The sequence below is a fragment of the Marinobacter shengliensis genome (assembly GCF_030297115.1).
GTDB lineage: Bacteria > Pseudomonadota > Gammaproteobacteria > Pseudomonadales > Oleiphilaceae > Marinobacter > Marinobacter shengliensis.
This window is the reverse complement of sequence record NZ_AP028062.1, coordinates 436,288-460,114: the sequence shown is the minus strand read 5'-3', so window position 1 is coordinate 460,114 and position 23,827 is coordinate 436,288. Positions and strand designations below refer to the sequence as shown.

General features: G+C 57.0%; 24 protein-coding genes. 5 read left to right on the top strand and 19 right to left on the bottom strand.

Going from position 1 to position 23,827, the window contains the following annotated elements:
- Positions 1 to 12 precede the first annotated feature (12 nt).
- The gene (locus QUE75_RS02030; RefSeq protein ID WP_286253353.1) at positions 13 to 444 is read right to left on the bottom strand and encodes a MaoC family dehydratase; all 432 of its coding nucleotides are present in this window, start codon (positions 442 to 444) and stop codon (positions 13 to 15) included.
- Between the two features lie 149 nt (positions 445 to 593).
- Between QUE75_RS02030 and QUE75_RS02025 the strand changes: the two genes are divergently transcribed.
- From QUE75_RS02025 to QUE75_RS02010, 4 genes are read left to right on the top strand one after another with little or no spacing between them, the layout of a single operon-like run.
- A complete protein-coding gene (locus QUE75_RS02025) occupies positions 594 to 1,961 on the top strand; it encodes a malonyl-CoA decarboxylase (protein ID WP_286253352.1) in 1,368 nt (455 codons plus the stop codon).
- 23 nt (positions 1,962 to 1,984) lie between these two features.
- On the top strand, positions 1,985 to 2,734 hold the full coding sequence (phbB, locus tag QUE75_RS02020) for an acetoacetyl-CoA reductase (RefSeq protein ID WP_286253351.1): 750 nt from the start codon (positions 1,985 to 1,987) through the stop codon (positions 2,732 to 2,734).
- An 11-nt stretch (positions 2,735 to 2,745) separates the two neighbouring features.
- Positions 2,746 to 4,524: an acyl-CoA dehydrogenase gene (locus tag QUE75_RS02015; protein ID WP_286253350.1), complete on the top strand. Its 1,779-nt coding sequence runs from the start codon at positions 2,746 to 2,748 to the stop codon at positions 4,522 to 4,524.
- Positions 4,525 to 4,548: 24 nt separating this feature from the next.
- A complete protein-coding gene (locus QUE75_RS02010) occupies positions 4,549 to 5,970 on the top strand; it encodes an NAD-dependent succinate-semialdehyde dehydrogenase (RefSeq protein WP_286253349.1) in 1,422 nt (473 codons plus the stop codon).
- A gap of 111 nt (positions 5,971 to 6,081) precedes the next feature.
- Here the strand turns inward: QUE75_RS02010 and QUE75_RS02005 are convergent, their stop codons facing one another.
- Together QUE75_RS02005 and QUE75_RS02000 are read right to left on the bottom strand one after the other, a co-directional pair.
- The gene (locus QUE75_RS02005) at positions 6,082 to 7,707 is read right to left on the bottom strand and encodes an AMP-binding protein (protein WP_286253348.1); all 1,626 of its coding nucleotides are present in this window, start codon (positions 7,705 to 7,707) and stop codon (positions 6,082 to 6,084) included.
- Between the two features lie 43 nt (positions 7,708 to 7,750).
- The gene (locus QUE75_RS02000; protein ID WP_286253347.1) at positions 7,751 to 8,998 is read right to left on the bottom strand and encodes a hypothetical protein; all 1,248 of its coding nucleotides are present in this window, start codon (positions 8,996 to 8,998) and stop codon (positions 7,751 to 7,753) included.
- A gap of 433 nt (positions 8,999 to 9,431) precedes the next feature.
- On the opposite strand from QUE75_RS02000, the gene QUE75_RS01995 reads away from it, so the two are divergent.
- Positions 9,432 to 10,316 (top strand): mechanosensitive ion channel family protein, encoded by an 885-nt coding sequence (locus QUE75_RS01995; protein WP_286253346.1) that lies wholly within the window; start codon positions 9,432 to 9,434, stop codon positions 10,314 to 10,316.
- 72 nt (positions 10,317 to 10,388) lie between these two features.
- Here QUE75_RS01995 and QUE75_RS01990 read toward each other — a convergent pair whose 3' ends face one another.
- The 16 genes from QUE75_RS01990 to QUE75_RS01915 form a co-directional block, all read right to left on the bottom strand.
- Entirely contained in the window at positions 10,389 to 11,138 is a 750-nt protein-coding gene (locus tag QUE75_RS01990) for a fructosamine kinase family protein (RefSeq protein WP_286253345.1), read from the bottom strand.
- A 9-nt stretch (positions 11,139 to 11,147) separates the two neighbouring features.
- Positions 11,148 to 12,092 (bottom strand): ketopantoate reductase family protein, encoded by a 945-nt coding sequence (locus QUE75_RS01985; protein ID WP_286253344.1) that lies wholly within the window; start codon positions 12,090 to 12,092, stop codon positions 11,148 to 11,150.
- A 79-nt stretch (positions 12,093 to 12,171) separates the two neighbouring features.
- Positions 12,172 to 12,615, bottom strand: coding sequence for a GlcG/HbpS family heme-binding protein (locus tag QUE75_RS01980; protein WP_286253343.1), 444 nt, complete (start codon positions 12,613 to 12,615; stop codon positions 12,172 to 12,174).
- 5 nt (positions 12,616 to 12,620) lie between these two features.
- The gene (locus QUE75_RS01975; protein WP_061332458.1) at positions 12,621 to 13,307 is read right to left on the bottom strand and encodes a hypothetical protein; all 687 of its coding nucleotides are present in this window, start codon (positions 13,305 to 13,307) and stop codon (positions 12,621 to 12,623) included.
- Between the two features lie 37 nt (positions 13,308 to 13,344).
- Positions 13,345 to 13,536 (bottom strand): 2-hydroxymuconate tautomerase, encoded by a 192-nt coding sequence (locus tag QUE75_RS01970; RefSeq protein WP_027951160.1) that lies wholly within the window; start codon positions 13,534 to 13,536, stop codon positions 13,345 to 13,347.
- Between the two features lie 9 nt (positions 13,537 to 13,545).
- Positions 13,546 to 14,340: a 2-oxo-3-hexenedioate decarboxylase gene (gene dmpH, locus QUE75_RS01965; RefSeq protein ID WP_286253342.1), complete on the bottom strand. Its 795-nt coding sequence runs from the start codon at positions 14,338 to 14,340 to the stop codon at positions 13,546 to 13,548.
- Positions 14,337 to 15,374 carry a 4-hydroxy-2-oxovalerate aldolase gene (gene dmpG, locus QUE75_RS01960; RefSeq protein ID WP_286253341.1) on the bottom strand — a complete coding sequence of 346 codons (1,038 nt, stop codon included), beginning with the start codon at positions 15,372 to 15,374 and terminating at the stop codon, positions 14,337 to 14,339. The genes dmpH and dmpG overlap by 4 nt, the downstream gene beginning before the upstream one ends.
- 12 nt (positions 15,375 to 15,386) lie before the next feature.
- Positions 15,387 to 16,322 (bottom strand): acetaldehyde dehydrogenase (acetylating), encoded by a 936-nt coding sequence (locus tag QUE75_RS01955; protein WP_286253340.1) that lies wholly within the window; start codon positions 16,320 to 16,322, stop codon positions 15,387 to 15,389.
- Positions 16,323 to 16,346: 24 nt separating this feature from the next.
- Positions 16,347 to 17,132, bottom strand: a complete 786-nt coding sequence (gene dmpE, locus QUE75_RS01950; RefSeq protein ID WP_286253339.1) for a 2-oxopent-4-enoate hydratase — start codon at positions 17,130 to 17,132, stop codon at positions 16,347 to 16,349.
- Positions 17,132 to 17,992, bottom strand: a complete 861-nt coding sequence (locus tag QUE75_RS01945) for an alpha/beta fold hydrolase (RefSeq protein WP_138436882.1) — start codon at positions 17,990 to 17,992, stop codon at positions 17,132 to 17,134. Before QUE75_RS01945 ends, dmpE begins: the two co-directional genes overlap by 1 nt.
- A gap of 7 nt (positions 17,993 to 17,999) precedes the next feature.
- Positions 18,000 to 19,460 (bottom strand): 2-hydroxymuconic semialdehyde dehydrogenase, encoded by a 1,461-nt coding sequence (locus tag QUE75_RS01940; protein ID WP_286253338.1) that lies wholly within the window; start codon positions 19,458 to 19,460, stop codon positions 18,000 to 18,002.
- Between the two features lie 46 nt (positions 19,461 to 19,506).
- On the bottom strand, positions 19,507 to 20,430 hold the full coding sequence (locus QUE75_RS01935; protein ID WP_286253336.1) for a catechol 2,3-dioxygenase: 924 nt from the start codon (positions 20,428 to 20,430) through the stop codon (positions 19,507 to 19,509).
- 5 nt (positions 20,431 to 20,435) lie between these two features.
- Positions 20,436 to 20,765: a 2Fe-2S iron-sulfur cluster binding domain-containing protein gene (locus QUE75_RS01930; protein ID WP_286253333.1), complete on the bottom strand. Its 330-nt coding sequence runs from the start codon at positions 20,763 to 20,765 to the stop codon at positions 20,436 to 20,438.
- Positions 20,766 to 20,777: 12 nt separating this feature from the next.
- A complete protein-coding gene (locus QUE75_RS01925; RefSeq protein ID WP_286253330.1) occupies positions 20,778 to 21,839 on the bottom strand; it encodes an NADH:ubiquinone reductase (Na(+)-transporting) subunit F in 1,062 nt (353 codons plus the stop codon).
- Between the two features lie 10 nt (positions 21,840 to 21,849).
- On the bottom strand, positions 21,850 to 22,209 hold the full coding sequence (locus QUE75_RS01920; RefSeq protein WP_286253329.1) for a phenol hydroxylase subunit P4: 360 nt from the start codon (positions 22,207 to 22,209) through the stop codon (positions 21,850 to 21,852).
- A gap of 72 nt (positions 22,210 to 22,281) precedes the next feature.
- Complete coding sequence (locus QUE75_RS01915; RefSeq protein ID WP_286253327.1) at positions 22,282 to 23,817, bottom strand: aromatic/alkene/methane monooxygenase hydroxylase/oxygenase subunit alpha; 1,536 nt, start codon at positions 23,815 to 23,817, stop codon at positions 22,282 to 22,284.
- Positions 23,818 to 23,827: the final 10 nt, after the last annotated feature.

Genomic DNA, 23,827 nt, shown 5'->3' with positions numbered 1-23,827 from the left:
CACCCCCTGTTCTCACGCCGGCCGGCGGTCGACCATATTGGTAGCAAAGCCTTCAGCAACCACGGTGTCACCAACTTTGCACACTGTCTCGAGCTTAACCCGGCGACGCTCCTCATTGATCTCGACCACCTTCGCAGAAGCAACGACCGTGTCTCCTATGTGGACCGGAGCCTTAAACTTGATTTGTTGATCAATGTAGATGGCGCCAGGGCCCGGCAAGCGCGTCCCCAGAACGGCGGAGATCAAGGCGGCGCTGAACATGCCATGAACAATCCGTTCCTTGAATGGCGTGGTTTTGGCGTACTCCACGTTGATATGAACGGGATTGTCATCACCACTGATCCCGGCAAACAGCACCACATCTGCTTCGGTAATCGTCTTCGCGTAGAAAGCTTCCATTCCAACTTCCAGGTCTTCCAGATAGTAACCGTGTAGCTCTTGCATTGTGTTTTCCTCAATTTGATCCATGCGCCTACAACGATAATGGTTTACCACCAACAAACCAAGTATTTTTACTTGGTTTTTCCATAATGCTCTGATAGCCTTCTTTCGACAACAAAGACAACACCGCTTTGTACAAGAGGGAAAAGGGTATGCAGAGCCAACCCGTAAGCATTTTAGAACGAGCATTCAAGAAGCTGGTCCCCGGAGGGCTGGAGTCTGTTGGGCGGCGCGGTGCCGATATCATGAACATTGCTGCGGACCTTCCTGACAACGATGCCTTCATCGTTCGGGAGTGGATAGACAACTGTCTTTCAGAAAATGGCGGTCAGGTAGAGGCTCGAAACCGTGCAGCGATGCTTGGTCGCGCCTATCTGAAGTTGTCGCAAACAGGGAAAATGCGTTTTCTGGGATTGCTCTCTGAGCAGTACGGGGTTAACGAAAGCGGCGTAGAGAAGGCTATCAAGCAGTGGCAGAGTGCTGACTCTGTTCAGAAAACCCATGCTGCGCAAACCCTGCGCAGAGCATTGGAGCCAAGTCGAACGGCCTTGTTAAAACAATTCAACGGAGTTCCGTCAGGCGTCAAATTCCTGGTGGACATGCGAGACGAATTGCTCACTTTTTGCAAGGACTACCCCGCCCTCAAACCACTGGAGACCGATCTCCGCAACCTCCTGGCCACCTGGTTTGATGTCGGGCTTCTCCAGCTTGAAGAGATCAGCTGGAACTCCAGCGCTGCGATGTTGGAAAAACTTATTGCCTATGAAGCCGTGCACGCGATCCAGAGCTGGAATGATCTCAAGAACCGGTTGGATTCAGACCGGCGCTGCTTTGCCTTCATTCACCCCAACATGCCGGAAGAGCCTCTGATATTTGTTGAGGTCGCGCTGGTTAACGGGTTGGCAGGTAATGTCCAAAAACTCCTGGACGAAGATGCTCCGACCCAGGACATCGATGAGGCCGATACCGCGATTTTCTATTCAATCTCAAATGCACAACGAGGATTGGCAGGGATAAGCTTCGGTAATTTCCTGATCAAACAGGTGGTGAAAAAGCTCAGAGATGAGTTTCCCCACCTGAAACAGTTTGCCACTTTGTCCCCGATCCCAGGCTTCTGCCGATGGCTGGACAGTATCCCACCAAAAGAACTGGCACAGTTGCCGGGCGGCGAACAATGGCTCAGCTTCCCCCCACCCCGTGATCCGGTGCGAGCCAATCTGGTAGACACCACCGGCGGCCAGCAGGAAGCCATCACAAAACTGGCAGCAGCTTACCTGACCTCAACGAAACCCGGTTCCGGCCGAGCTATCGACCCTGTTGCGCATTTCCATTTGAGTAATGGTGCACAGTTGGCCCGCCTGAACTGGATGGCAGACACCTCAGACAAAGGACTGAAGCAGTCCGCAGGGCTGATGGTCAATTACGTTTATGAGCTCCCGAAAATCGTACATCGGAGCCAGCACTACACCACGGCCGGCACTATTTCCCAGTCGCCTGCCATCAAAAAACTCTTGAAGTAAATCACCCAAAAAAGGAGAACACCATGTCTAATCGTATCGCTGTCATCACTGGCGCAACCGGTGGTCTGGGTACCGCTATGTGCAAGGCACTGGCCAATCAGGGTCGAACCGTTGTCGGCACGCACCTACCCGGTGAAGAGTTCACCGCACAGGCCCAACAATGGCAAGCTGATCTGAGCAAAGAGGGTATTAACGTTGCCATCTATCCGCTGGACGTTACTGACTTCGATCATTGCCAAACGTTTGTACAGACCGTTGAAAAAGAACAGGGCCCGATTGACATTCTGGTCAACAACGCTGGCATCACAAACGATGCTCCACTCAAGAAGATGCAACCGGAGCAATGGAATCAGGTAATCAATGTCAACCTGAACTCCATGTTCAACATGTGTCATCAGGTTTTCGAGGGCATGTGCGAACGCGGCTTTGGCCGGATTGTGAACGTGTCCTCCCTGAACGGTGAGAAAGGCCAGTTCGGCCAGTCAAACTACGCAGCAACCAAAGCTGGCATCTACGGATTCACCAAGTCCATCGCTTTGGAAGGAGCTCGCAAAGGCGTCACTGCCAACTCGGTTTCACCTGGATACATCGACACCCCAATGGTTCGCCAGGTGCCAGAGAAAGTGCTCAACAACATCGTGGCGGGCATCCCGGTGGGTCGCCTCGGTCAGCCCGAGGATATCGCCCGGGCAGTCGCATTTCTGACAGCGGATGAGGCTGGCTTCGTAACCGGCACCAACATGTCGGTCAACGGCGGCCAGTACATGAGTTAAGGGAGCAGACGATGACAGAGTACAGAGCACCCACCCGCGAAATGGCCTTCACCCTGCAACAGGTTGCCGGCTTTTCCGAAATGTCCAAGGCCTGTGGTTACGAAGATGCCAGCGACGATGTGGTCGCTGCCATTCTTGAAGAGGCTGCCCGTTTCGCAGGTTCAGTGATTGCGCCCACCAACGAAAGCGGCGACAAAACCGGCGTCCGACTGGATGGCGAGCACCGTGTCGCAACCCCAGCGGGCTTCCGGGAAGCGTATCAGCAATACGCTGAAAGCGGTTGGGCCAGCCTACAGTTTGACCCAGCTTATGGCGGCCAGGGGCTCCCATTCTCGTTGGCAATCCCGGTCCAGGAAATGTGGCACGCGGCTAACATGGCGTGGGGGCTCTGTCCTTTGCTTTCCCAGGGTGCCGTCGAGGCACTCTCGGAGAACGCCAGTGATGACCTCCGACAACTGCTTCTGCCAAAAATGATATCGGGTGAGTGGACCGGCACGATGAACCTGACTGAACCTCAGTCTGGTTCCGATCTCTCAGGCATCCGGACACAAGCTCGTCCTGACGGGGACATCTACAGGATCAAAGGCCAGAAGATATTCATCACCTGGGGTGAGCACGACATGGCGGAGAACATCATCCATCTGGTGCTCGCACGCTTGCCCGATGCGCCCCCGGGCGTTAAAGGCATTTCGCTGTTTGCCGTCCCCAAGTACCTGCCGGACGCCAACGGCGATCCCGGGCAACGCAACGACTGCAAAGCAGTTTCACTTGAGCACAAGCTTGGCATTCATGCCAGCCCAACCTGTGTGATGAGCTACGGCGACAACGAAGGCGCCATTGGCTATCTGGTTGGCGAGGAAAACCGGGGCCTCGCGTGCATGTTCACCATGATGAACAATGCACGACTCACCGTGGGACTCCAAGGCGTAGCCATTTCGGAACGTGCTTACCAGCAAGCCCGGGCGTACACCTTCGAGCGAACCCAGGGCACCGCGCCCGGAGAGCAGGGCGTGTCACCGATCATTCGTCACCCGGATGTACGCCGGATGATGATGACGATGAAAACGCTGACGGAGGCCGCCCGAACCCTTGCCTACACGGGCTGCGTGGCGGTTGACTATGCCAACGCCCGCGAATTACCCGACGATATCCGCAACCGCTTCAAACGCCGCGCTGATCTTCTGACTCCGCTGGTGAAAGGCTGGTGCACGGAAATCGCCCAGGAAGTAACATCGCTGGCCATACAGTGCCATGGTGGCATGGGGTTCATAGAGGAAACGGGTGTCGCACAGCACTATCGAGATGCCCGGATCCTTCCCATCTATGAGGGCACCAATGGCATTCAGGCAATGGATCTTATTGGCCGAAAGACCATTCGCGATCAAGGCAAGGCTATGGCTGAGTTGATTGGCGATATGCGTCCGTACACCGGGCAACAACAAACCAATACTCTGCTCACGGCTGAACGCCAGGCCCGGTTTGACCAGGCTGTCGCCTTCCTTGAGGATGCGACCAGAATGGTTCTCGAACACGGCGACGATGAACAATTTTCCGGAGCGGTAGCGTTCAATTATCTGATGCTGAGTTCTACGGTGACGGCAGCGTGGCTTATGGTCAAAGCTGCCGGTGCAGCCGCTCCAGGATCAGAATCTCAGGACGCCTTTGCCAGAAGCAGGCTGGCAACCACCAATTTCTTTATTGATCATATTCTACCTCGAAGCTCTGGTCATCTGACCTCACTACGAGCCGGAGACGACGCTATCATGGCGCTCCCTGAGGATGAATTCTAATTACGTTCAGGAGGAAAACACTTCATGTATATCAATGGAGAATGGCTGACCGGGCGCCCTGAATTCCCGGTCACAAACCCTGCAACCGGTGAAATTATCGGCCAGGCCCCGGATTGTACCGATCAGGATATCGAGGCGGCCCTTGCGGCCGCCGATCTTGCTTTCAGGGGTTGGCGAAAGACAACTGCCTATCAACGCTCCCAACTACTGTACCGGGCGTGGGAGTTGATGCTACGCCAGAAGCGTCAACTGGCCGAGCTAATGACGCGGGAACAGGGCAAACCGTTAAAGGCCTCCCTTAACGAAGTCCAATACGGCGCCGACTTCCTGCTTTGGTTCGCCGAAGAAGCCAAGCGCATGTACGGCCAGATCATTCCCTCTGCCCGCGAGAACCAAAGATTCCTCGTACAGAAAGCTCCGGTAGGCGTTGTGGGTGCAATCACACCCTGGAACTATCCGATTTCCATGATAACCCGCAAGTTGGCGCCAGCCCTCGCTGCAGGTTGCACCGTGATATTAAAACCGGCTGAAAGCACACCGTTGTGCGCCAAGGCCATGATGGAAATCTTTGCCGAAGCCGGTTTTCCACCGGGAGTGGTTAACCTGCTGACGGTGCAAAACCCTGCCAGAGTTGGCGAGGCGTTCTGTACCGACTCGCGCATCCGCAAGCTGACCTTTACTGGGTCCACCCCAGTCGGCAAGGAGCTCAACGCCCTCGCCGCGGCAAACATGAAACGGGTGTCTATGGAACTGGGCGGGCACGCACCGGCGATTGTTTTTCCCGATGCAGACCCCGTGCATGCAGCCAAAGGCTTGTCGCTCGTTAAGTTTCTCAATACCGGGCAAGCCTGCATAAGCCCTAACCGGATCTTTGTTCACGAAGACCATCTGGAACCTTTTATCCGGGAACTGACCAGCCGTGCCAGCCGTTTGGTTGCGGGCAATGGCATGTCTGAGGGCACGGGTGTTGGACCACTGATCAATGAGCTGGCCATACAAAAAGTGGATAGCCAGGTTAAGGATGCGGTTTCACGAGGCGCAAAGATCGAAACAGGTGGCCATCGGCTAATCGAGAACGGCTTGTCAGAAGGCTACTTCTACGCCCCCACTGTGCTGTCTGGCGTTACACCCGCCATGAAAATCTATCGGGAAGAAACGTTCGGACCGGTCGCCCCCGTCATTACCTACCGTTCGGAAGATGACGTCATTGCCATGGCCAACGATACAGACTATGGCCTCGCTGCCTACATCTACAGCAACAATATGGCCACGGCCATGCGTGCTTTTGAGGCGTTGGACTTCGGCATTATCGGCATCAATGACATTAATCCAACCAGTGCTGCGGCACCCTTTGGTGGCATGAAGAATAGTGGCCTTGGGCGTGAAGGGGCTCAGGAAGGCATTGAGGAGTATCTGGAAACCAAGCTCGGTGGATTTGCAATCTAGACAGACCACGCTTCCTTTAGCCCGGTTAACCCCGGGCTTTTTTATGGCTACAAAAAAAGCCCCCGGCACTGGCCGGGGGAACATAGCTACAGCGTCAAAACCAGCTCACCACTACGCTGACAGCTGACTCCTCAGTACATGTTTCTGAAGCTTACCCGTTGAGGTCTTTGGCAACTCATCCGAAAAGATCACCTTCTTTGGCACCTTGAACCCGGCCAGATTCGCTCGGCAATGGGCCACAATGTCATCTGCCGTCAGGCCGTCATTCCCGGACTTCAGGGTGATAAAGGCACAGGGGATCTCGCCCCAATGATCATCAGGAGCAGCGACAACGGCCGCTTCCAGAACCGCAGGGTGATCGTATAGCGTACTCTCGACTTCCAGAGTCGAAATATTCTCGCCGCCCGAAATTATGATGTCCTTGGACCGATCCTTGATCTCAACGTAGCCATCGGCATGCCATACCCCAAGATCTCCGGTATGGAACCAGCCCCCTTTAAGGGCTTTGGAGGTTTCTTCCGGGTTATTCAGGTACCCCTTCATCACTGAATTACCACGAACAAACAGCTCGCCAATAGAAACCCCATCCTTGGCGACCGGTTGCAGAGTGTGGGGGTCGGCTACCATCATATCTGTCATAGACAGCGAGAGAATGCCCTGACGAGCCATCTTTGCAGCTTTCTTTTTGCTATCAAGAGTGTGCCATTCGTCCTGGAACTCACAGATCAGGCTTGGGCCATAGGTTTCAGTTAGACCATAGAGGTGGACCACATTGATACCCATCGCCTCCATGGCTTCGATGGTTGCAGCTGGTGGCGCCGCGCCGCCGGTGGCTGCAGTTACCGTCTGGCTAAATGGTTTTTTCACTTCATCCGGCGCATTGATCAACATATTGAGCACGACAGGCGCCGCACAGAAATGCGTGACTCCGTAGCGGGCAATCGCATCAAAGACAGGTTCAGGATGGGGCGCTCGCAGGCACACATGGGTGCCTGCCGCGGCCGTTACGGCCCACGGATAACACCAACCATTGCAATGAAACATCGGCAACGTCCACAGATAAGCCGCCCCTGAAGGCAGTCCGAATCCGATGACGTTGCTCAACGCATTGAGATGCGCGCCGCGATGATGGTAAACAACACCCTTGGGGTTACCCGTAGTGCCAGACGTGTAATTCAGGGCAATCGCCTGCCACTCGTCGTCAGGCATTTCCCACTCAAAGTCATCGTCACCAGTGGCAAGCAAATCCTCATAGGTCATTTTGCCAATCAGCTCACCGCCTTCAAAGTTAGGATCATCCACATCCACCACAATCGGCTTGGCATCACAGCCCGCCAGGGCTTCTCGTGAACGATCGCTGTATTCCTTATCGGTAAAGAACACTTTGGCTCGGCCATGATTCAGCATGAAGGTCATCGTTTTCGAATCAAGCCGGGTATTTTGGGCATTCAAAACCGCACCAATCATTGGCACGGCGTAATGCAGCTCCAACATTTCAGGAATATTCGGTAACAAAGCCGCTACCGTGTCCCCTTTGCGAACGCCAAGTTTGCGTAGTGCCGATGCCATTTTCAGACAGCGCTGGTATGTCTCCGCCCAGGATCGACGGAGATCACCATGAATAACGGCAGTCCGCGATGGATGCGCAAGCGCCGTTCGCTGAATAAAGGTGATCGGCGTCAGAGGCGTATAGTTCGCCTCTGCTTTGTCGAGCCCAAGCTCAAACATGTTTTCCATTTCAGGTACCTCTTGTTTTTCTCGCAGGCGAATAAATCCACCCTCAATTTCGATCAGTTACTGCATCCTCGGAGGTTTCATCATCGTGGTGATGGGTCATCTCATAGGCATCTGCGAACCAGTTTTTCTCCAGGAAGAACCAGAGCACCAGGCCAACCCCCAGTCCCCAGGCAGCACCCTGCACAGCGAGTACAGCCCCCACAATAACAGCAACCCCACGCTCGAGATTCGTCTGTCGGTCAAGCATCTCAATCGCCAGGTATCCACACAGGTAGCCCTGAATCAGCAGTGTCAATGCCATGCCGATGTTCAAGCCAGGCTTGAACAGGGTCACCACGGGAACCAACACAATGGCAATGGTCATACCCCAGTAAAGGCTGGTTGCCCCGCCCCAGTAACTATCCATAACCTTGCGAGGATTGTTCATGTAACGGTTGATGACCAGCGCTTGCCCACCTGTCCAGGCCGGGCCCGACAGGCTGATAAAGGGCGCAAAAATGGCGTGCAGGAAATTACGAATGCCGACTATGATGCTATTGCGACGCGGACTGAATACCAGCTTCTCATCTTTGCGCACCGCATCCGCGTTCTTGAACAGTGAGTCCATCACCAGAATATCGCCAAAGGCAATGATGTAAGCAGCCAGCGCCAGCGGTATGGCATCAATGAAGTATTGAAGCGGCGGCATGCCCAACCCGAACACACTGTAGTCCTGAAGAATGGTCCCCATTGGGATTGTAGTGAACCCCCATTCAATTACTGGTGCGTCCACCTCACCGATAATGATCCCGAACACATAGGCAATCAGGAAAGGCACGGCGATCCCATACTGGGCAACAAAGCGGAAAAACCCGTAGCGTGCACGGAGTGGGCCGGCAGTTTCGGAGAACAACATAAAGAACCCGAGCACAGCACCCGTCAGAATGGTAATCGGCATGGTCCACACCCGACCATCGGCACCGAATTCACCCATGATGGCAGAGATGCCAGCGCCAATCAGGATGCCAGACTTCAATGATGCCGGCATTTTCCTGACCAAGGCATCAGCGCCCTTAAACACCCCGAGCCCAAGGAAAATCACCGCCACCGTTATCTGCAATGCAATCAATGCCAATATTCTGGCATCCCCCTCTGGATAACCCATCAGGAAAGCGATGTAGAGCGGAATACCGGCCGTTATCCAGCCAGCAACCGTTGGATCACCAAAGTGCGTATGAACCAGGTAGAGCATGTTGTTGAGCAGTACAAAAGCCACCGCGATCTCGAACGGAATCCCCAGAACCGATGTCATCAGCGCCGTGATACTCAAAGGGACGACACACAATATCGCGCCCTGAAGTATGTCTGGTATCTCAATCTTGTAATGCACAAAGGGCACACGAAATTTCAATGCACCCAACGTAGACGGTTGTTCACCGCCTGTTGGCCTCTTCTGTAAGGACATTGTTTTTGTTCTCCATCCAATGAAGTTTGGGAATACAGCAAAGGAGATTCCCACCCTGAGCAAATACTAGGCATTATCACTCGTGCAATCAATGGTTTTTACTTGGTTTTTCGGGTATTTTTGACCGAAAAATTAGAAGGGAGGAGTATTAATGGCTAAATTGACCCAATTTTCATATAGTTAAGAACAATTCTGAGCAAGCACAGCCAGCTTCCGCTTGTTAGCTATTCGCCTAATCAAGAAAATAGACCTCCTATCCCACCATCCGGGGACGACAATCATGCTCGAGAACCTAGAATGGCTACCTGAGAACCTCAGCCTGCCGGAGTCGGCCTTACCACTGCTGATCAGCACCACGCTCCTGATCCTTGGTGTGATTGCCCTGAGGGTTGTCATCGCAGGGGTTATCCGGCGCAACGTGGCGTCATCTGAACTGCGTGGCCGGCTCTTGGTCAATTCCCGAAATGCACTGGTGTTGCTGGCGGTGTTCGGCCTGGTCTTTATCTGGGGCGAGCAGCTTCGTTCCCTGGCGCTGTCGATCGTCGCCATCGCGGTAGCGTTTGTGGTGGCTACCAAGGAACTGATTCTTTGTGTGTCCGGCTCCATTCTCAAAGGCGGTGCCGGCTCATTCAGCATTGGCGATCGTATTCAGGTAAAGGATTTTCGGGGTGATGTGATCGACCAGACCCTGCTGACCACCACACTGCTGGAAGTTGGGCCCGGCAAGGCCAGCCATCAACGCACCGGGCGCATGATCGTGTTGCCCAATGCGTTGTTTGTATCGGAGCCAGTTACTAATGAGAGCTTCACCGACCACTGGGATTTCCATGTCTTTACCGTGCCGTTCAAACGCGAAGACAACTGGCCAGCGGCCCGGGAGGCCCTGTTAAATGCCGCAAACCGCCACTGCGAGTCGTACCTGGATACCGCTCGCAAATACATGAGCAAAGTGGGTACGGCCCGAGGACTGGAAGTGCCCTCTGTCGATCCCAGAGTCACTATCCAGGCTCCCGCCGCCGGAGAGATTCACCTAACCGTCCGATTACCCACCCGCACTGGGCAACGCAGTTATATCGAGCAGGCCATTCTGTCAGAGGTTTTTCTGAACAATGATTTTTCTGCCAAGAAAGCTGAGCCCGAACCAAGCGAACCCACGAAGGAATAATTGAACCTTCCAGTTGTCAAAAGTAGTCGAACCTTATCGTTTTGATCTGCTCGCAGTTGTTGCGTCTGCTGGTCAGACCCTCGCAACTACCTTCATACCCCGTTCGCATCCCCCCAGATAACCGGCACCAAACAGGTTGTAGTGATTCAGGTAATGGTAGAGGTTGTAGATCTCGCGCTTGGTGGTATAGACCTCCGAGCGAGGATAAACACTGTCATAAGCGCGATAGAAGGCCGCACCGAAGCCTCCAAACATTTCTGTCATTGCGATATCCGCTTCCCGATCGCCCTGATAGACCGCAGGGTCAATCAGCCAGGGGCCGTCGTGATCGAACAACACATTGCCACGCCACAAATCACCGTGCAGAAGGCTGGGGTGCTTGCAGTGGCTGTCCAGCCAGCGGGTAAGCGCAGCGCTACTTTGGTCAACAACGCGTTGAAATCTTTTTCGAATAACCGGATCAGCAATCCGGCTGACCTGGTACCGGAGTCGATAGTCGACAAAGAACTGACCCCAGGATTCCGTCAGCCCGTTGGGCTGTGGTGACAGACCGATATAATTATCCCGGCCCCAGCCGTAGTGTTCCCGCTCTTGCTGGTGAAGTCGGGCCAGGCCCTCACCGAGCAGGGCCTGGCCCCTTTCGTCCGGAGCAACCGACACGATCTGGGTCATCACCAGCTTGTACTGATCGACCTCAGCCACTTGCGGAATTCTCAGATGCTCCACACCAACCTGCACCAACAATTCGCGAAGGCTTTCCAGCCCCTCCGCCTCACGAGTTAATGCATCGGCAAAGCCGGTGGTGTTGGTTTTGACAAACATAACGTCGCCCTATTGCTGCTGGCGCAGCAAGGCATTCACAGTAAAGGTATACGGCGCATCCACACCCAGTTGCGCACACCGGCGCAGCACGGCCCCGGCGATGCTGTCCAGCTCCAGCGGACGGCCTTTTTCCTTGTCCACCAGCATGGAGGTTTTGATGGCGTTGAAGTTGCTGATCAGCTCGAACATGTCATCCAGGTCTTGCCGTGTCAGGTTCACCCCGTCTGCTTCCGATGCCTTAACCGTTTCCGCCATCATGCCGTAGACCACTTTGCCGAACTCCGGGTGATGAGTCAGGCTGCGGGTATCCAGATGAGTGAGCGCTGACAACGGATTAACTCCATTGTTGATGACCAGCTTGCGCCAGAGTTCGTACCGGATGTTTTCCGATACGGTGGTGGGAATGCCCGCCTCGTTAAAAGCCAACGCCAAAGTCTTGAGCAGTTCCACTCGTAGGTCGTCAGTTTTTGGTATGGGCCAGGCGCCCATCACAATCTGGGCCACGCCTTCGGCGAACACCTTGCCCGGCTCGGTTATGTGGCCGCCAATGCGCACCGCAAGGCCACCGAGCACACGTTCTTCGCCCACCACCTCGGCAATCAGGGGTTCATTATCAATACCATTCTGGAGAGACAGCACCGGAACGGAGCCTGCACACAGCCAGTCAGAAAGCCCCGTCATCACGGCACCGGTCGCCGTCGATTTGAGGGCAATGGCAACCAGATCAAAATCATTCGGGTGGTAATCCCGAATGAGCTCCTGATGATCGCAGGCCGGGAGGCGATGCTGGAGAACCTGCCCTTGATAATCTACGGTCAGGCCTTTTGCTCTCAATGCCTCAAGGTGATCGCCACGGGCCGTCAGCACAACCTGGTGACCGACGTCAGCCAACCTTGCGGCGTAGTAACCTCCGATGCCACCAGCACCGATCATCAGAATCTTCAAAGCAACCACGGCAACCTCGATCAGTCAGGGCGTTGGTCAGAGAGCGTTCAGGGACAGCAGCCCAGAGTATATCAGGCCCGCAGCGCCGTCAGCTCGCGAGGACCTCCGCTGCAGAAAGGGCGCATTCAATGTCCTCATCTTCACTGCCACCAGATACCCCAATGCCGCCCACCAGAACGCCTTCCCAGTACAGCGGCACGCCGCCGCCAATCACGGTGAATTCACCGGCCTTGGTGAGGCCGTCAAGCACTCTGGCAGGAGCCGACGCGAGCATATTTTCCAGATCAACCGTGTTAACGCCCATACCTGCGGCCGTGGTGGCTTTTTTCTGAGCCAGTTCGGAGGACACCAGGAACGACCCGGCCATTTTAATGAACGCCAACTGGCGCCCGGACGTGTCCACAATTGATACCGTCGCCTTGATGCCCAGCCCACTCGCCTTGTTGACGGCAGCCTGGAGCAGGCTTAACGACGCTTGTTCAGTCAGAGAAAACGAGGGTTGTACGAGTGCGAATCGCTGATTGTCATTCATGGTTGCTATCTCATCCAGCCAAATCCGGACAGCATCTGTGCCGCATTGTTCATTCCACTGCTGAACATCCGTTGCGGAAACTGCGAGCCCCCCAGGGTAAACGCGGCATTGAGCAGGCACACCGTCGGGTCATCCAGGCGATTATTCTGGGCGGAGCCCGCAGCATCTCCCTTGAATGACATCACGGCCCCCCACTGCTGATCCTGTGCCCAGGCACTGAGCAACTCCCTTAAATGCCGGTCGTGCAGGGAAATACCATCTGCCTCTTTATGGCAGGCCTTGTCATCAAGGCAGATTAAAAGGACATCCTGTTCCCGAAGCACCTCCAGACACCGCCCGACTCGCCGATATTCAAGCTCACTCATACCGGTATTAAGGATCAGCTCCGTTAACTCCCCGGGCTCCTCTGCCAGAAGCACCCGGAACAACTGGTGCCGGCTTACGACATCCCGTGAATGCACTTCCGGCTCAAAGCCCTGGTCTGAGAGCAGCGTCTTTATCCTGCCAGCGGTGGAGCCGTTGCCTTTAAGCTGCAGGATTTCCGGGGCTTTTTGATCGGCACGGGAGCTGATCACCACCACGCTCTTGTACTGCTTGCCCCAGATCATCCGGGCAGGCCCGGAACAGGTCTGTTCCCGGGACTGGATGCTGTCAGCGTCACAGGAGACAAATAACACCGGAAGTTTTGTCATGTGTCTTCTCCTAATAAGACGGCGAAATTGCCGGGGCTTATCGCCCCAGCTTTTTTGCTGACTGCCCGCCGATGCCGAAATGTTGCTTCGGCATTTCGTTGAGAATGACACGAACACTTTCAACCGGCGCGCCGAGAGAACGGACAATGGCGTCTGTCACCTCGTGGATCAGCATCTCCTTTTGCTCGTCCGTACGGCCTTCCAGAATGTTGATTTGAGCAACGGGCATAAAACCTCCTTATGCGAACCGGGCCGTGACCGTTCCCAGGCCCTGGTAGCGAACGCTGATGTTGTCACCGGCTTCCACCGTAATCGCCGCGGTGATGCCGCCGGTCATGATGAAGGTGCCGGCCGGAATGTGCTCACCGCGCTCAGCCAGAAGGTTGGCCAGCATGGCCACGCTGGAGGCCGGATGGCCCAGCACCGCAGCACCGGCGCCGACGTCCACAATCTCACCGTTCTTTTCAACCACAACACCCAGGGTTTTCAGGTCCAGGTCCGCAATATTCGACATGGTGCCACCGGTAATGAAACGGCTGGAGGAAGCGTTGTCTGCCACCACGCTCACCAGGTCGAACTTGAAGTTCTCGTAGCGGGAATCGATCACTTCCACCGCCGGAATCACGAAGTCGGTGGCAGCCAGGACGTCACCGATGTGACAACCCGGGCCGTGCAACGGTGCTTTGGTCACAAACGCAATCTCGGCTTCGATTTTCGGGTGGATCAGCTCTTTGGTGTTGACCACACCGCCGTCCGGCACACTGAAATAGTCCGCCAGGAAGCCGTAGATGGGGGTTTCCACGCCCATCTGGGCCATCTTGGCCCAGGAGGTCAGGCCCATTTTCATACCAACCACCTTGTTGCCGCGAGCTTCCTTACGGCGGCGGATTTCCCACTGCACGTCGTAGGCGTCTTCAAAGGTCATGTCCGGATAATCATTGGTGACCTTGGTGATGTCGCGGGCGTTCAGTTCGGCGTTTTCTACGTGCTCGGCCAGGGCCAGCATCTGGTCATTGCTAAGGGTCTTGCTCATGCTTTTTGCTCCTCTTGCGCCTTCAGCAGATCCAGCGCCACGTCCACGATCATGTCTTCCTGACCACCCACCATCCGGCGTTTGCCCAGTTCAACGAGAATATCCACAGTCTTCAGGCCATACTTCTGCGCTGCCACTTCGGAATGGCGCAGGAAGCTGGAGTACACACCGGCATAGCCCAGCGCCAATGTTTCACGGTCCACACGCACCGGGCGGTCCTGCAACGGGCGCACGATGTCATCAGCCGCGTCCATCAGGGCGTACACGTCGGTGCCGTGGTTCCAGCCCAGCTTGTCGAAGGCGGCAATGCACACTTCCAGCGGGGCGTTGCCAGCACCGGCGCCCATGCCGGAGAGGCTGGCGTCGATGCGGTCACAGCCTTCTTCCACCGCCACCATGGAGTTGGCCACACCCAGGGCCAGGTTGTGGTGGGCGTGAATACCGGTCTGGGTTTCCGGCTTGAGTACGTCTTTCAGGGCGCGGAAGCGATCCCGAATGTCGTTCATGTTCATGGCACCGCCGGAGTCCACCACGTACAGGCACGTGGCGCCGTAGCTTTCCATCAGCTTGGCTTGTTCGGCCAGGCCCTGCGGGGTCTGCATATGGCTCATCATCAGGAAGCCGACGGTGTCCATGCCCAGCTTTCTGGCGTGCTCGATATGCTGTTTGGAGACATCCGCTTCGGTGCAATGAGTTGCCACGCGTACGATTCGGGCGCCCGCCTTGTAGGCGTTGTCCAGATCGTGGACGGTGCCGATGCCGGGCAGCAGCAGGGTAGCGATTTGTGAGTGGGTGACCACTTCGGCCACGGCTTCAATCCACTCCAGGTCGGTGTGGGCACCGAAACCGTAGTTGAAGCTGGAGCCTTGCAGGCCGTCGCCGTGGGCGACTTCGATGCTGTCGACTTTCGCCTTGTCCAGGGCACGGGCGATGTCCTGCACGTTCTTGATGCTGTACTGGTGGCGAATGGCGTGGCTGCCGTCGCGCAGGGTCACGTCGGAGATGTAGAGCTTTTTACCAGGGTTAAAGGTCATGATTCAGTCTCCTCACTTGACCAGCGATTCGGCGATGCGCTCGGCAGTACCGAGGGCGGCGGAGGTCATGATGTCCAGGTTGCCGGCGTAGGCGGGCAGGTAATGGGCGGCGCCTTCCACTTCCAGGAAGATGGAGGTCTTCAGGCCACTGAAGCGGCCCAGGCCCGGGACGTTCATGGGCTGGTCTTCGGGAATCACGTCGAACTGCACTTTCTGCTTGAGGCGATAGCCGGGTACGTAGGACGACACGGCTTTCACCATTTCTTCGACCGAGGCTTCCACTTCCGCCTGGTCGGCAGCGTCGGACAGCACGTAGACGGTGTCGCGCATCAGCAGCGGCGGTTCAGCCGGGTTCAGGATGATGATGGCCTTGCCCTTCTGGGCGCCACCGACCACTTCGATGGCCTTGGAGGTGGTTTCGGTGAACTCGTCGATGTTGGCGCGGGTGCCGGGGCCGGCGGACTTCGAAGAAATAGACGCCACGATTTCGGCGTAGTGCACCTTGGCGACGCGGGAAACAGCAGCCACCATCGGGATGGTGGCCTGGCCACCGCAGGTAACCATGTTCACGTTACCTTCATGCAGGTTCTGCTCCAGGTTCACCACCGGTACGCAGTAGGGGCCGATGGCCGCCGGCGTCAGGTCGATGATCTTCAGGCTTTCCTTATGGCCACGCAGGAACACTTCGTTGTGCATGTGGGCACCGGCGGAAGTGGCATCAAACACGATATCGATGTTAGCAAATTCCGGCATCTTCACCAGGCCATCCACGCCTTCGTGGGTGGTGGCTACGCCCATGCGATTGGCGCGGGCCAGGCCATCGGATTCCGGGTCGATGCCGACCATGGCGCCCATTTCGATGTGCTGGCCATTACGCAGGATCTTGATCATCAGGTCGGTGCCGATGTTGCCCGAGCCGATGATGGCGGCTTTCAGTTTCTTGCTCATAATCTTGTCCTCAATGGGTACGGATCAGACAAAGCGCACAGACGCGCTGCCAATCCCGCCAATGTCCACACGCATGGTGTCACCGGCTTTCACCGGCTCCAGCGGTACCAGGGAGCCCGACAGGATGACTTCACCTGCCTTCAGGGAAATACCGAACTCGCCCAGGGTGTTGGCCAGCCAGGCCACGCAGTTCACCGGGGAACTCAACGCCGCTGCGCCGGCGCCGGTGCTGATGATGGAACCGTTCTTCTCCACCACCATGCCGCAGGTCACCAGATCGATATCCCGGGGAGAGACTGCGTTGTCGCCCAACACAAACAGGCCACAGGAGGCGTTGTCGGCGATGGTATCCTGAATGGCGATCTTCCAGTCCTGGATGCGGGAATCGACAATCTCGAAACAGGGCATCACACACTCGGTGGCCGCCAGCACGTCGGCGTTGGTCACGCCCGGGCCGGTCAGGTCCTTCTTCAGGATGAAGGCGATTTCGCCTTCGGTCCGAGGGGCAATCAGTCGGTCGCTGATGGGCACCACTTCACCGCTGTTGAACACCATGTCGTCGGTCAGGTAACCGAAATCCGGCTGGTGTACGTTCAGCATGTTCATCACCGCCTTGCTGGTGACGCCAATCTTCTTGCCGATCACCCGGGCACCGGCCTGCTGCCGACGCTCGAGCATGCGCAGAGAGATGTGGTAGGCATCGTCGATGCTGATGTCTTCGCCGCGGCCGGTCAGGGGCGAAACAGCTTCCCGCTTGACCATGGCTTCATAGAGTTCGTCGCCGAACTGCTGGATCTTCTGCTTATCCATTACTTGTCTCCGGCAGCGGCCTGATCCGCTTCGTTCAGGAAATCGTTGACCAACCGGGCGAACCGGTCAGCGTGTTCAATCTGGGTCCAGTGGCCGCAGCGGCCGAACACGTGCAGCTGGGCACGATCAATCAGTTCAGCCAGCTTGTAGGAGGCGTCCAGTGGAATGACTTCGTCTTCGCGGCCGTGGATGATCAGGGTTTCGTGTTGCAGGGCGCGGATGTCGTCCTCGTTGCTGGCCAGTCCATCCACCCAGCGCTGGCGAGGTGCCGGGAACATGGCCGCAAAGGATTCCTGGAAGCCGGGGCGAACGCTGGCCTGATACCGCATCTCCGCCAGCTCGTCGGTCAGCAGCCCCTTATTGAAGGCAAACACATCCATCAACCGACGCATGGCGTCCAGTGACGGCTGGTAACCCCAGACTTCGTCCAACCCCTTGGTGATCGGGAAGCTGACACCTACAGACCCCATCAACACCAACCGGCGAACCCGTTGCGGGTGTTCGATAGCGAGGGCCAGAGCGAGACCACCACCAAAGGAGTTACCCACCAGGTCCACCTGTTCCAGGCCCAGTTCATCCAGCACACCGATGGCGTGTTTAACCCAGCGTTCACGGTTGTAGACCTGGTCTTCGGGGCGTTCGCTGTAGCCGAAGCCCAGCATGTCCGGGGCGATCACCCGGCGATGCTTGGCCAGCTCGGGAATCACCAGGCGCCAGTTGGCCCAGGCGGTCACGCCGGGGCCGGAGCCGTGGATCATCATCAGCGGAAATCCGCCTTTGCCGTGATCATGCAGGTTGGTCCGGTAGCCGGCGGCGGTAATCTCGCGCCCGATTTCCGGGCTGTCTACAGGTGCGTTCATGGCTACCTCACAGTTTGATGCAGACGTTCTTCATTTCGGTGTAGAACTCCAGGGAGTGCACACCGCCCTCGCGGCCAATACCAGACTGCTTGCTGCCACCAAACGGTGTGCGCAGGTCCCGCAGGAACCAGCTGTTCACCCAGATGATGCCGGCTTCAATCTGTCCTGCTACCCGGTGGGCACGGCTCACGTTCTCGGTCCAGATGGCCGAGGCCAGGCCGTAAGGCAGGCTGTTGGCCAGCTCGATGGCTTCTTCTTCGCTGTCGAACGGGCGAATGTGGCAACAGGGGCCGAAGATTTCATCGGTGATCACCGCCGAATCGTCCGGCAGGCCGGTCCAGATGGTGGGCTGTACCCAGGCACCGCCGGCATACTCTTCCGGCATGTCGGGAACACCGCCGCCAGTCACCACCGTGGCGCCGTCGTCCACCGCTTTCTGGTAGTAGGACAGCACTTTCTCGCGGTGCTTCAGGCTCACCAGTGGGCCGAAGTTAGCTTTGTCATCATCGGGCGGTCCGATACGCAGCTTTTCCGCTTCCGCTTTCAGGCGGGCCACAAACTCGTCAAAGATGGACCGCTCCACGTACACCCGCTCAGTACCCAGGCACACCTGGCCACAGTTGACGAACGCAGAGCGCATGGTGCCTTCGATGGCCTTGTCCATATCGCAGTCGGCGAACACCAGGCCGGCGTTCTTGCCACCCAGTTCCAGGGAGATATCGCGGATGCCCTTGGCGGCCGCCTTCATGATCACCTCGCCGGTGCCGGTTTCACCGGTGAAGGTAAAGCCGTCCACGTCCGGATGGGCCGTGAGGAAGGCGCCGGCGGAATCGCCACCGAAGCCATGCACCACGTTGTACACGCCGTCCGGCACGCCGGCTTCCTTCATCACCTCGCCCAGCAGGGCGGTGGTGGTCGGGGTCTCTTCGGAAGGTTTGACCACCACGGTGTTGCCACAGGCCAGCGCAGGACCGACTTTCCAGGTCATCAGCAGCAAGGGCAGGTTCCAGGGGCTGATCACTCCGATCACGCCCTTGGGACGGCGCACGGCATAGTTCAGCGCGCCGCTACCATCGGGCGTAGCCATTTCAAAGGATTCCGCCGCCACGTTTTTGACCATGTCGGCGAATACCTTGAAGTTGGCGGCACCCCGGGGGATGTCGATGTGGCTGGCCATGGACTTGGGCTTGCCGGTGTCCAGACACTCCGCCTCCAGAAACTCATCAAAGCGGTCGTTAATGCCGTCGGCCACCTTGTGCAGAATCCGGGTGCGCTCATCCAGGGTCATCTTGCCCCACGGGCCTTTCAAAGCGGCTCTGGCCGCTTTGACGGCCGCATCCACTTCATCGCGGCCAGCCTCATGAACCTTGGCAATCACCTTGCCGTTCACCGGGTTGACGTTGTCAAACAGCTTTCCGTTGGCAGAGCCGACGTATTGGCCGTTGATGTAGTGTTTGATCTCTTTCATTGCTGCCTAGTCCTGTAAAGTTGAATCCTGTTTGGGCGTTCTCAGATCAGGTCAACACCGTCAAGAAACGCTCGTTCAGTACCCGGTCGTGGTAGAAAATGGCCTTACCAAGTTGTTCGGCCTGCCAGGTCACTGGTTTGTGGTCCGGGTAGAAGTAATCGCCGCCACAGAACACTTCGTTGCGGTTGCCGGACGGGTCAAAGAAGTAAATTGTCTTGCCGTGGGTCAGACCGTGACGGGTCGGGCCGATATCGATGGAGGTGTCGGTCATGGAGATCAGGTCCGCCGCCCGCAGCACGTCTTCCCAGGTTTCCAGGAAGAAAGACGCGTGGTGGAACTTGGCCTTCTCTTCATGGTGAATGAAGGCAATGTCGTGCTCTTTCATGGACACGGTCAGGAACTGGGCGATCCGGGTGCCCTCAGGGTCCAGGACTTGTTCGGCCAGATCGAAGCCCAGAACATTCACGAAGATGTCGTAAACGGCGGCAAGCTCCGGTCCGTAGAACAGGCAATGGTCGAAGCGCACGGCCTTCATCCCTTGCAGGCCGCGAGGCCAGGCTTCCGGGTTGACGCTGGAAACACCCCACTTGCCGGTGTACTTCTTGTCGGCATAGAGTTCAAAAGCGTGGCCGGAAGGCACGGTGAAACGAACGCGGCGGCCGCAATCCTTCAGTTCTTCCGCCGGCACCTGCTCCACCTCAACACCGTAGGCCACCAGGTCTTTTTCCAGGTTGACCAGGGTGTCTTCGTCCACCACCTTGAAGCCCATGAAGTCGCAGCCCGGCTCATCTGCCTCACGCAGTACCAGGGAGAACTTGTCTACCTCGGTCCAGGCTTTCAGGTACACCCGGCCCTGGTCGTCACGATCGGTTTCGATCATGCCCAGCAGCTCGGTGTAGTGTTTGACGGCTTCGCCCATATCGAGAACCCGGATCTGAACGTGGCCGGGACGCATTACACCTTTTTTCATGACAATCACCTCAACGGTTTTGTTGTTGTTTGCTTCGCAAGCGCCGCCTCAGGCAGAGGCACGCACTCGATGGTCAAGTCGGTCCGCGGGTAGATCCGGCAAGCCAGGACCTCCCCTTTTTCAACGGCTTCAGGAGGGGCATGCACCTTGCTCATCTTGCCGCACTCGAAATCCCCCTCCAGAACCCGGATCTTGCAAAAGCCGCAGCCACCGCCCCGGCAGCCCACGGGCACACACTTCATACCCAGCTGTTCCATAGCCTTGAGCACGCTCAGGCCTTCCTGGCAGGTGAAGTGGTCACCCGTTGTGCGGTTGAACACCTGGAACCCGGCCATACCGCCTCCCGGTCAGATCTTTTTGAACAGGGCCGAACGCTGGGTGTCTTCCGCACCGTCGGCCGCTGTCAGGAATTTCTCCATGAAGATGTCCCGCTCGAACAGCCGGCCTTGCATCAGGGCGGTGATCGCTGCATCAATCATCGGAGGTGGGCCACACAGGTAAGCCTTGTTACCGGAAAACCGGCCATCAAAGTGCTCCTTGGCGGCGTCGTGCACGTAACCCCGGAAGCCCTGCCAGTCGGTATCGTCTTCGGCCTGGCTCAGGGCCGGCACGTAGGTAAAGTTGTCGTGGTCGCGATCCAGCGCCTCGAACAATTCACGGTTGTACAGTTCGGCCAGGTTGCGGGCGCCCTGGAACAGCACGATCCTGCGTTCGTCGTTCTGCTCCAGCAGGTCGAGAATCATTGATTGCGGGCTGGAAAGCCCTGAACCACCCGCAATGAAGATCAGGTCGCCAGGCTGGGAACTGCGCACAAAGAACTGCCCATAGGGGCCGGACAGGTTGAGCTCATCGCCTGCTTTCAGCTGCTCGTGGATGTAGGTAGTTGCAGCGCCCCCTTCAACCAGGCGAATGTGCAGTTCCACTTCATCGGGCTTGCCTGGCGGGTTAGCAAGTGAGAACGCGCGGGCGCCCTCTACCCCGGGTACTTCGATGTTGATGTACTGGCCGGCCTGGAAGGTCATCGGCCGGTCCAGTTTCAGGTGCAAACCCTTGATAGTGGGCGACAGCTCAACAATGTCCGTTACTGTTGCCACGTAATCCTCCACCGGGTAACCCTCGAAATCCGGGTCGACATCGATATCGGCTTCGATGGTGACGTCGCTTTCCACCGTGGCGCAGCAGGCCAGTACCTTGCCTTCGTCCCGCTCAACGTCCATCAGGGCAAAGGGAGAGGCGTCGCCAATTTCAACATCGCCTTCCAGAACCTGAACCTTGCAGGTAGCGCAGGTGCCGTGGCCGCAGGCAAAGGGCAACCACACGCCCTGGCGCAGGGCCGCCTGAAGGATGGTCTGGCCATCCTCCACTTCAATCTGCTCGCCAATCGGCTCGATAGTAACGGTATGACTCATAGCTGTGCCCTCAGTATCCGGCGTTCGCCATGCCTTTCAGGCCCGGCGTGGTGACCGTCAGCATGCTCTTGTGATCAATGCCCTGGTCTTTCAGGCTGGCGTCAGCCTTGGGCGTGAACGGCTCATCGTTCAGCAGCCACTCGGCATTGAGGAAATCCGCCCTGGCGGAATCCGGATGCGCGGCCGTGGCAGGCTTGAGGATGTCGTCCACCAGGGCACGGAAGGTCATGTCCGGCTGCACCAGCAACGCAAACGGTGCGCAGAACAGCAGATGGTCGGGCCAGTAGACATACAGCAGCTGCATGCCGTGGAAGTTTTCAACCTTGTCTTTCGGTTCAAACTTGTAATCGTAAAGTGCGTTTACACTCATGATGGTCACCTTGTTGTTTTTGTGGGTGTGTCACCCGGCGCCAATGGCCGCCGGGTAACTCCCGAGTCAATATCAGGCGGCGTCCTGGTTGTCGTCCGCAGGCTTCTGGCCCTTGATGGTCATCCAGTGCTTATGGTCCGGAGACCCGAGGTACTCGAAATTGTCCTCGCCGATGTTGATGTGGTAGTACTTCTGCACCACGGTCTCCACATCCGCACCTTCACAGTTGCCCTGATAGATCTGATGTACTGGCAACCAGGCCTGGACGTACTTCTCCGGCTCATGCTCGAAGATCTCGCAGCAGGCCTCAGAGCAGAAGTGGTAACGCTCGCCCTCATGCACCACCTGGCGATGGCTCAGCTTGGTGGGTGCGCCCATTTCGGTGAACAGCGTCGGTACCTGGCACACCTGGCACAGCTGCGGCAGGGTGTTGTTGTAGAAGCGACGGCCAGCGGCGGCTTCTTTCGCCAGGTACTCGTAACGCGGGCGGTAATACTTGTCGAAAGACTCCGGGTACTTCTCGGACATCCAGTCCATCTCTTGCTTCTCCGGAATCCAGGTGTGGAAGTTGGTGGCCTGGCTGTACTGATAGAAAGTGGTCCACAGCTGATGGCTCAGGTGATGCTTGGCATCGTTAGCCACGTCCTGGTACTTGGGCGGGCGAATGCCGTAGCGCTCAAGATCCTTGAACAGGGCACCACCGTTCTGCTCGTAATACACTTCCCAGGCCTCGGCCCAACTCATCACCTTGTTCGGCAGCATGTAGTCCATCATCATGCTGACCAGGCTGAGCAGGCGGAAACCACGCCAGAACCACTTGTCGATCCAGCGCTGAACGATGGGCACGTTGTCTTCGTGCTGCTCGAGGATGAATTTGATCACCTCAAGGCCCAGGGTCATGTGGCGGGCTTCGTCTGACTGGGCGGAGAAACCGAAAGTCACGGTGGCCATGTCGCCGTTGTAGGCCGCGCCGGACATGAACGGAACGAACAACAGGTTGGTCAGCACGTACTCGAACGAGAACGAAATCGCCGTCAGGAACTCGAACGGGCCGGCGGTGCGGGCATCATCAAAGAACGACTTGGGAACGGACAGGAACCACACCCGGTCGTGCATGTGCGGGGCATCATGCAGGCCGTTGAAGTGCTTGTTGTAGTGGCTCATGGCGTGCTGCTGGGTCTGGGAATGACGCAGCTCGTCAATCGCCTGCATCTGGCAGGCCACCCGCGCACCGGCACCACTGAACTGGCGGCCAACCTTCGCATACCCCTGGAAAGCCGCGTGTTCCAGCGGGGAGACACCGCTGAGGAACAGTTTCAGGGCGTTCACGTAACGGGCATCGGAAATGTTCTGGTGGCCGTTGTTCTGGGCAAAGGCGTCGAAGATGGCGTACAGCTTCTTCTCTTTCTCGGCCTGGTACTTCCAGTAGGCGTCCATGGTCAGGCGGAACGGGTCTTCCCACTGGGACCAATCCACAATCTTGATGCCTTCAAACCGCTCGTCCGGATAGATGTCTTCCATCTTCTGGTAAGTCGGCTCCCAGGCCATATCCCGGGTCAGGTACTGGTATTTGTCTTTAAGGTTCAGCTTTTTGTTTTTAACAGCCATGGTCATTCTC

Coding starts and splice junctions, on each gene's coding strand:
- QUE75_RS01930 (WP_286253333.1), bottom strand. CDS start 20,765: ATGGCCGGGTTCCAGGTGTTCAACCGCACAACGGGTGACCACTTCACC.
- phbB (WP_286253351.1), top strand. CDS start 1,985: ATGTCTAATCGTATCGCTGTCATCACTGGCGCAACCGGTGGTCTGGGT.
- QUE75_RS01925 (WP_286253330.1), bottom strand. CDS start 21,839: ATGAGTCATACCGTTACTATCGAGCCGATTGGCGAGCAGATTGAAGTG.
- QUE75_RS01970 (WP_027951160.1), bottom strand. CDS start 13,536: ATGCCCGTTGCTCAAATCAACATTCTGGAAGGCCGTACGGACGAGCAA.
- dmpH (WP_286253342.1), bottom strand. CDS start 14,340: ATGAGCAAGACCCTTAGCAATGACCAGATGCTGGCCCTGGCCGAGCAC.
- QUE75_RS01980 (WP_286253343.1), bottom strand. CDS start 12,615: ATGAATGACAATCAGCGATTCGCACTCGTACAACCCTCGTTTTCTCTG.
- QUE75_RS02000 (WP_286253347.1), bottom strand. CDS start 8,998: ATGACATCGGTTCTGGGGATTCCGTTCGAGATCGCGGTGGCTTTTGTA.
- dmpG (WP_286253341.1), bottom strand. CDS start 15,374: ATGACCTTTAACCCTGGTAAAAAGCTCTACATCTCCGACGTGACCCTG.
- QUE75_RS01955 (WP_286253340.1), bottom strand. CDS start 16,322: ATGAGCAAGAAACTGAAAGCCGCCATCATCGGCTCGGGCAACATCGGC.
- QUE75_RS02005 (WP_286253348.1), bottom strand. CDS start 7,707: ATGGAAAACATGTTTGAGCTTGGGCTCGACAAAGCAGAGGCGAACTAT.
- QUE75_RS01915 (WP_286253327.1), bottom strand. CDS start 23,817: ATGGCTGTTAAAAACAAAAAGCTGAACCTTAAAGACAAATACCAGTAC.
- QUE75_RS01990 (WP_286253345.1), bottom strand. CDS start 11,138: ATGTTTGTCAAAACCAACACCACCGGCTTTGCCGATGCATTAACTCGT.
- QUE75_RS02025 (WP_286253352.1), top strand. CDS start 594: ATGCAGAGCCAACCCGTAAGCATTTTAGAACGAGCATTCAAGAAGCTG.
- QUE75_RS01935 (WP_286253336.1), bottom strand. CDS start 20,430: ATGAAAAAAGGTGTAATGCGTCCCGGCCACGTTCAGATCCGGGTTCTC.
- dmpE (WP_286253339.1), bottom strand. CDS start 17,132: ATGGATAAGCAGAAGATCCAGCAGTTCGGCGACGAACTCTATGAAGCC.
- QUE75_RS01975 (WP_061332458.1), bottom strand. CDS start 13,307: ATGACAAAACTTCCGGTGTTATTTGTCTCCTGTGACGCTGACAGCATC.
- QUE75_RS02030 (WP_286253353.1), bottom strand. CDS start 444: ATGCAAGAGCTACACGGTTACTATCTGGAAGACCTGGAAGTTGGAATG.
- QUE75_RS01940 (WP_286253338.1), bottom strand. CDS start 19,460: ATGAAAGAGATCAAACACTACATCAACGGCCAATACGTCGGCTCTGCC.
- QUE75_RS02015 (WP_286253350.1), top strand. CDS start 2,746: ATGACAGAGTACAGAGCACCCACCCGCGAAATGGCCTTCACCCTGCAA.
- QUE75_RS01920 (WP_286253329.1), bottom strand. CDS start 22,209: ATGAGTGTAAACGCACTTTACGATTACAAGTTTGAACCGAAAGACAAG.
- QUE75_RS02010 (WP_286253349.1), top strand. CDS start 4,549: ATGTATATCAATGGAGAATGGCTGACCGGGCGCCCTGAATTCCCGGTC.
- QUE75_RS01995 (WP_286253346.1), top strand. CDS start 9,432: ATGCTCGAGAACCTAGAATGGCTACCTGAGAACCTCAGCCTGCCGGAG.
- QUE75_RS01945 (WP_138436882.1), bottom strand. CDS start 17,992: ATGAACGCACCTGTAGACAGCCCGGAAATCGGGCGCGAGATTACCGCC.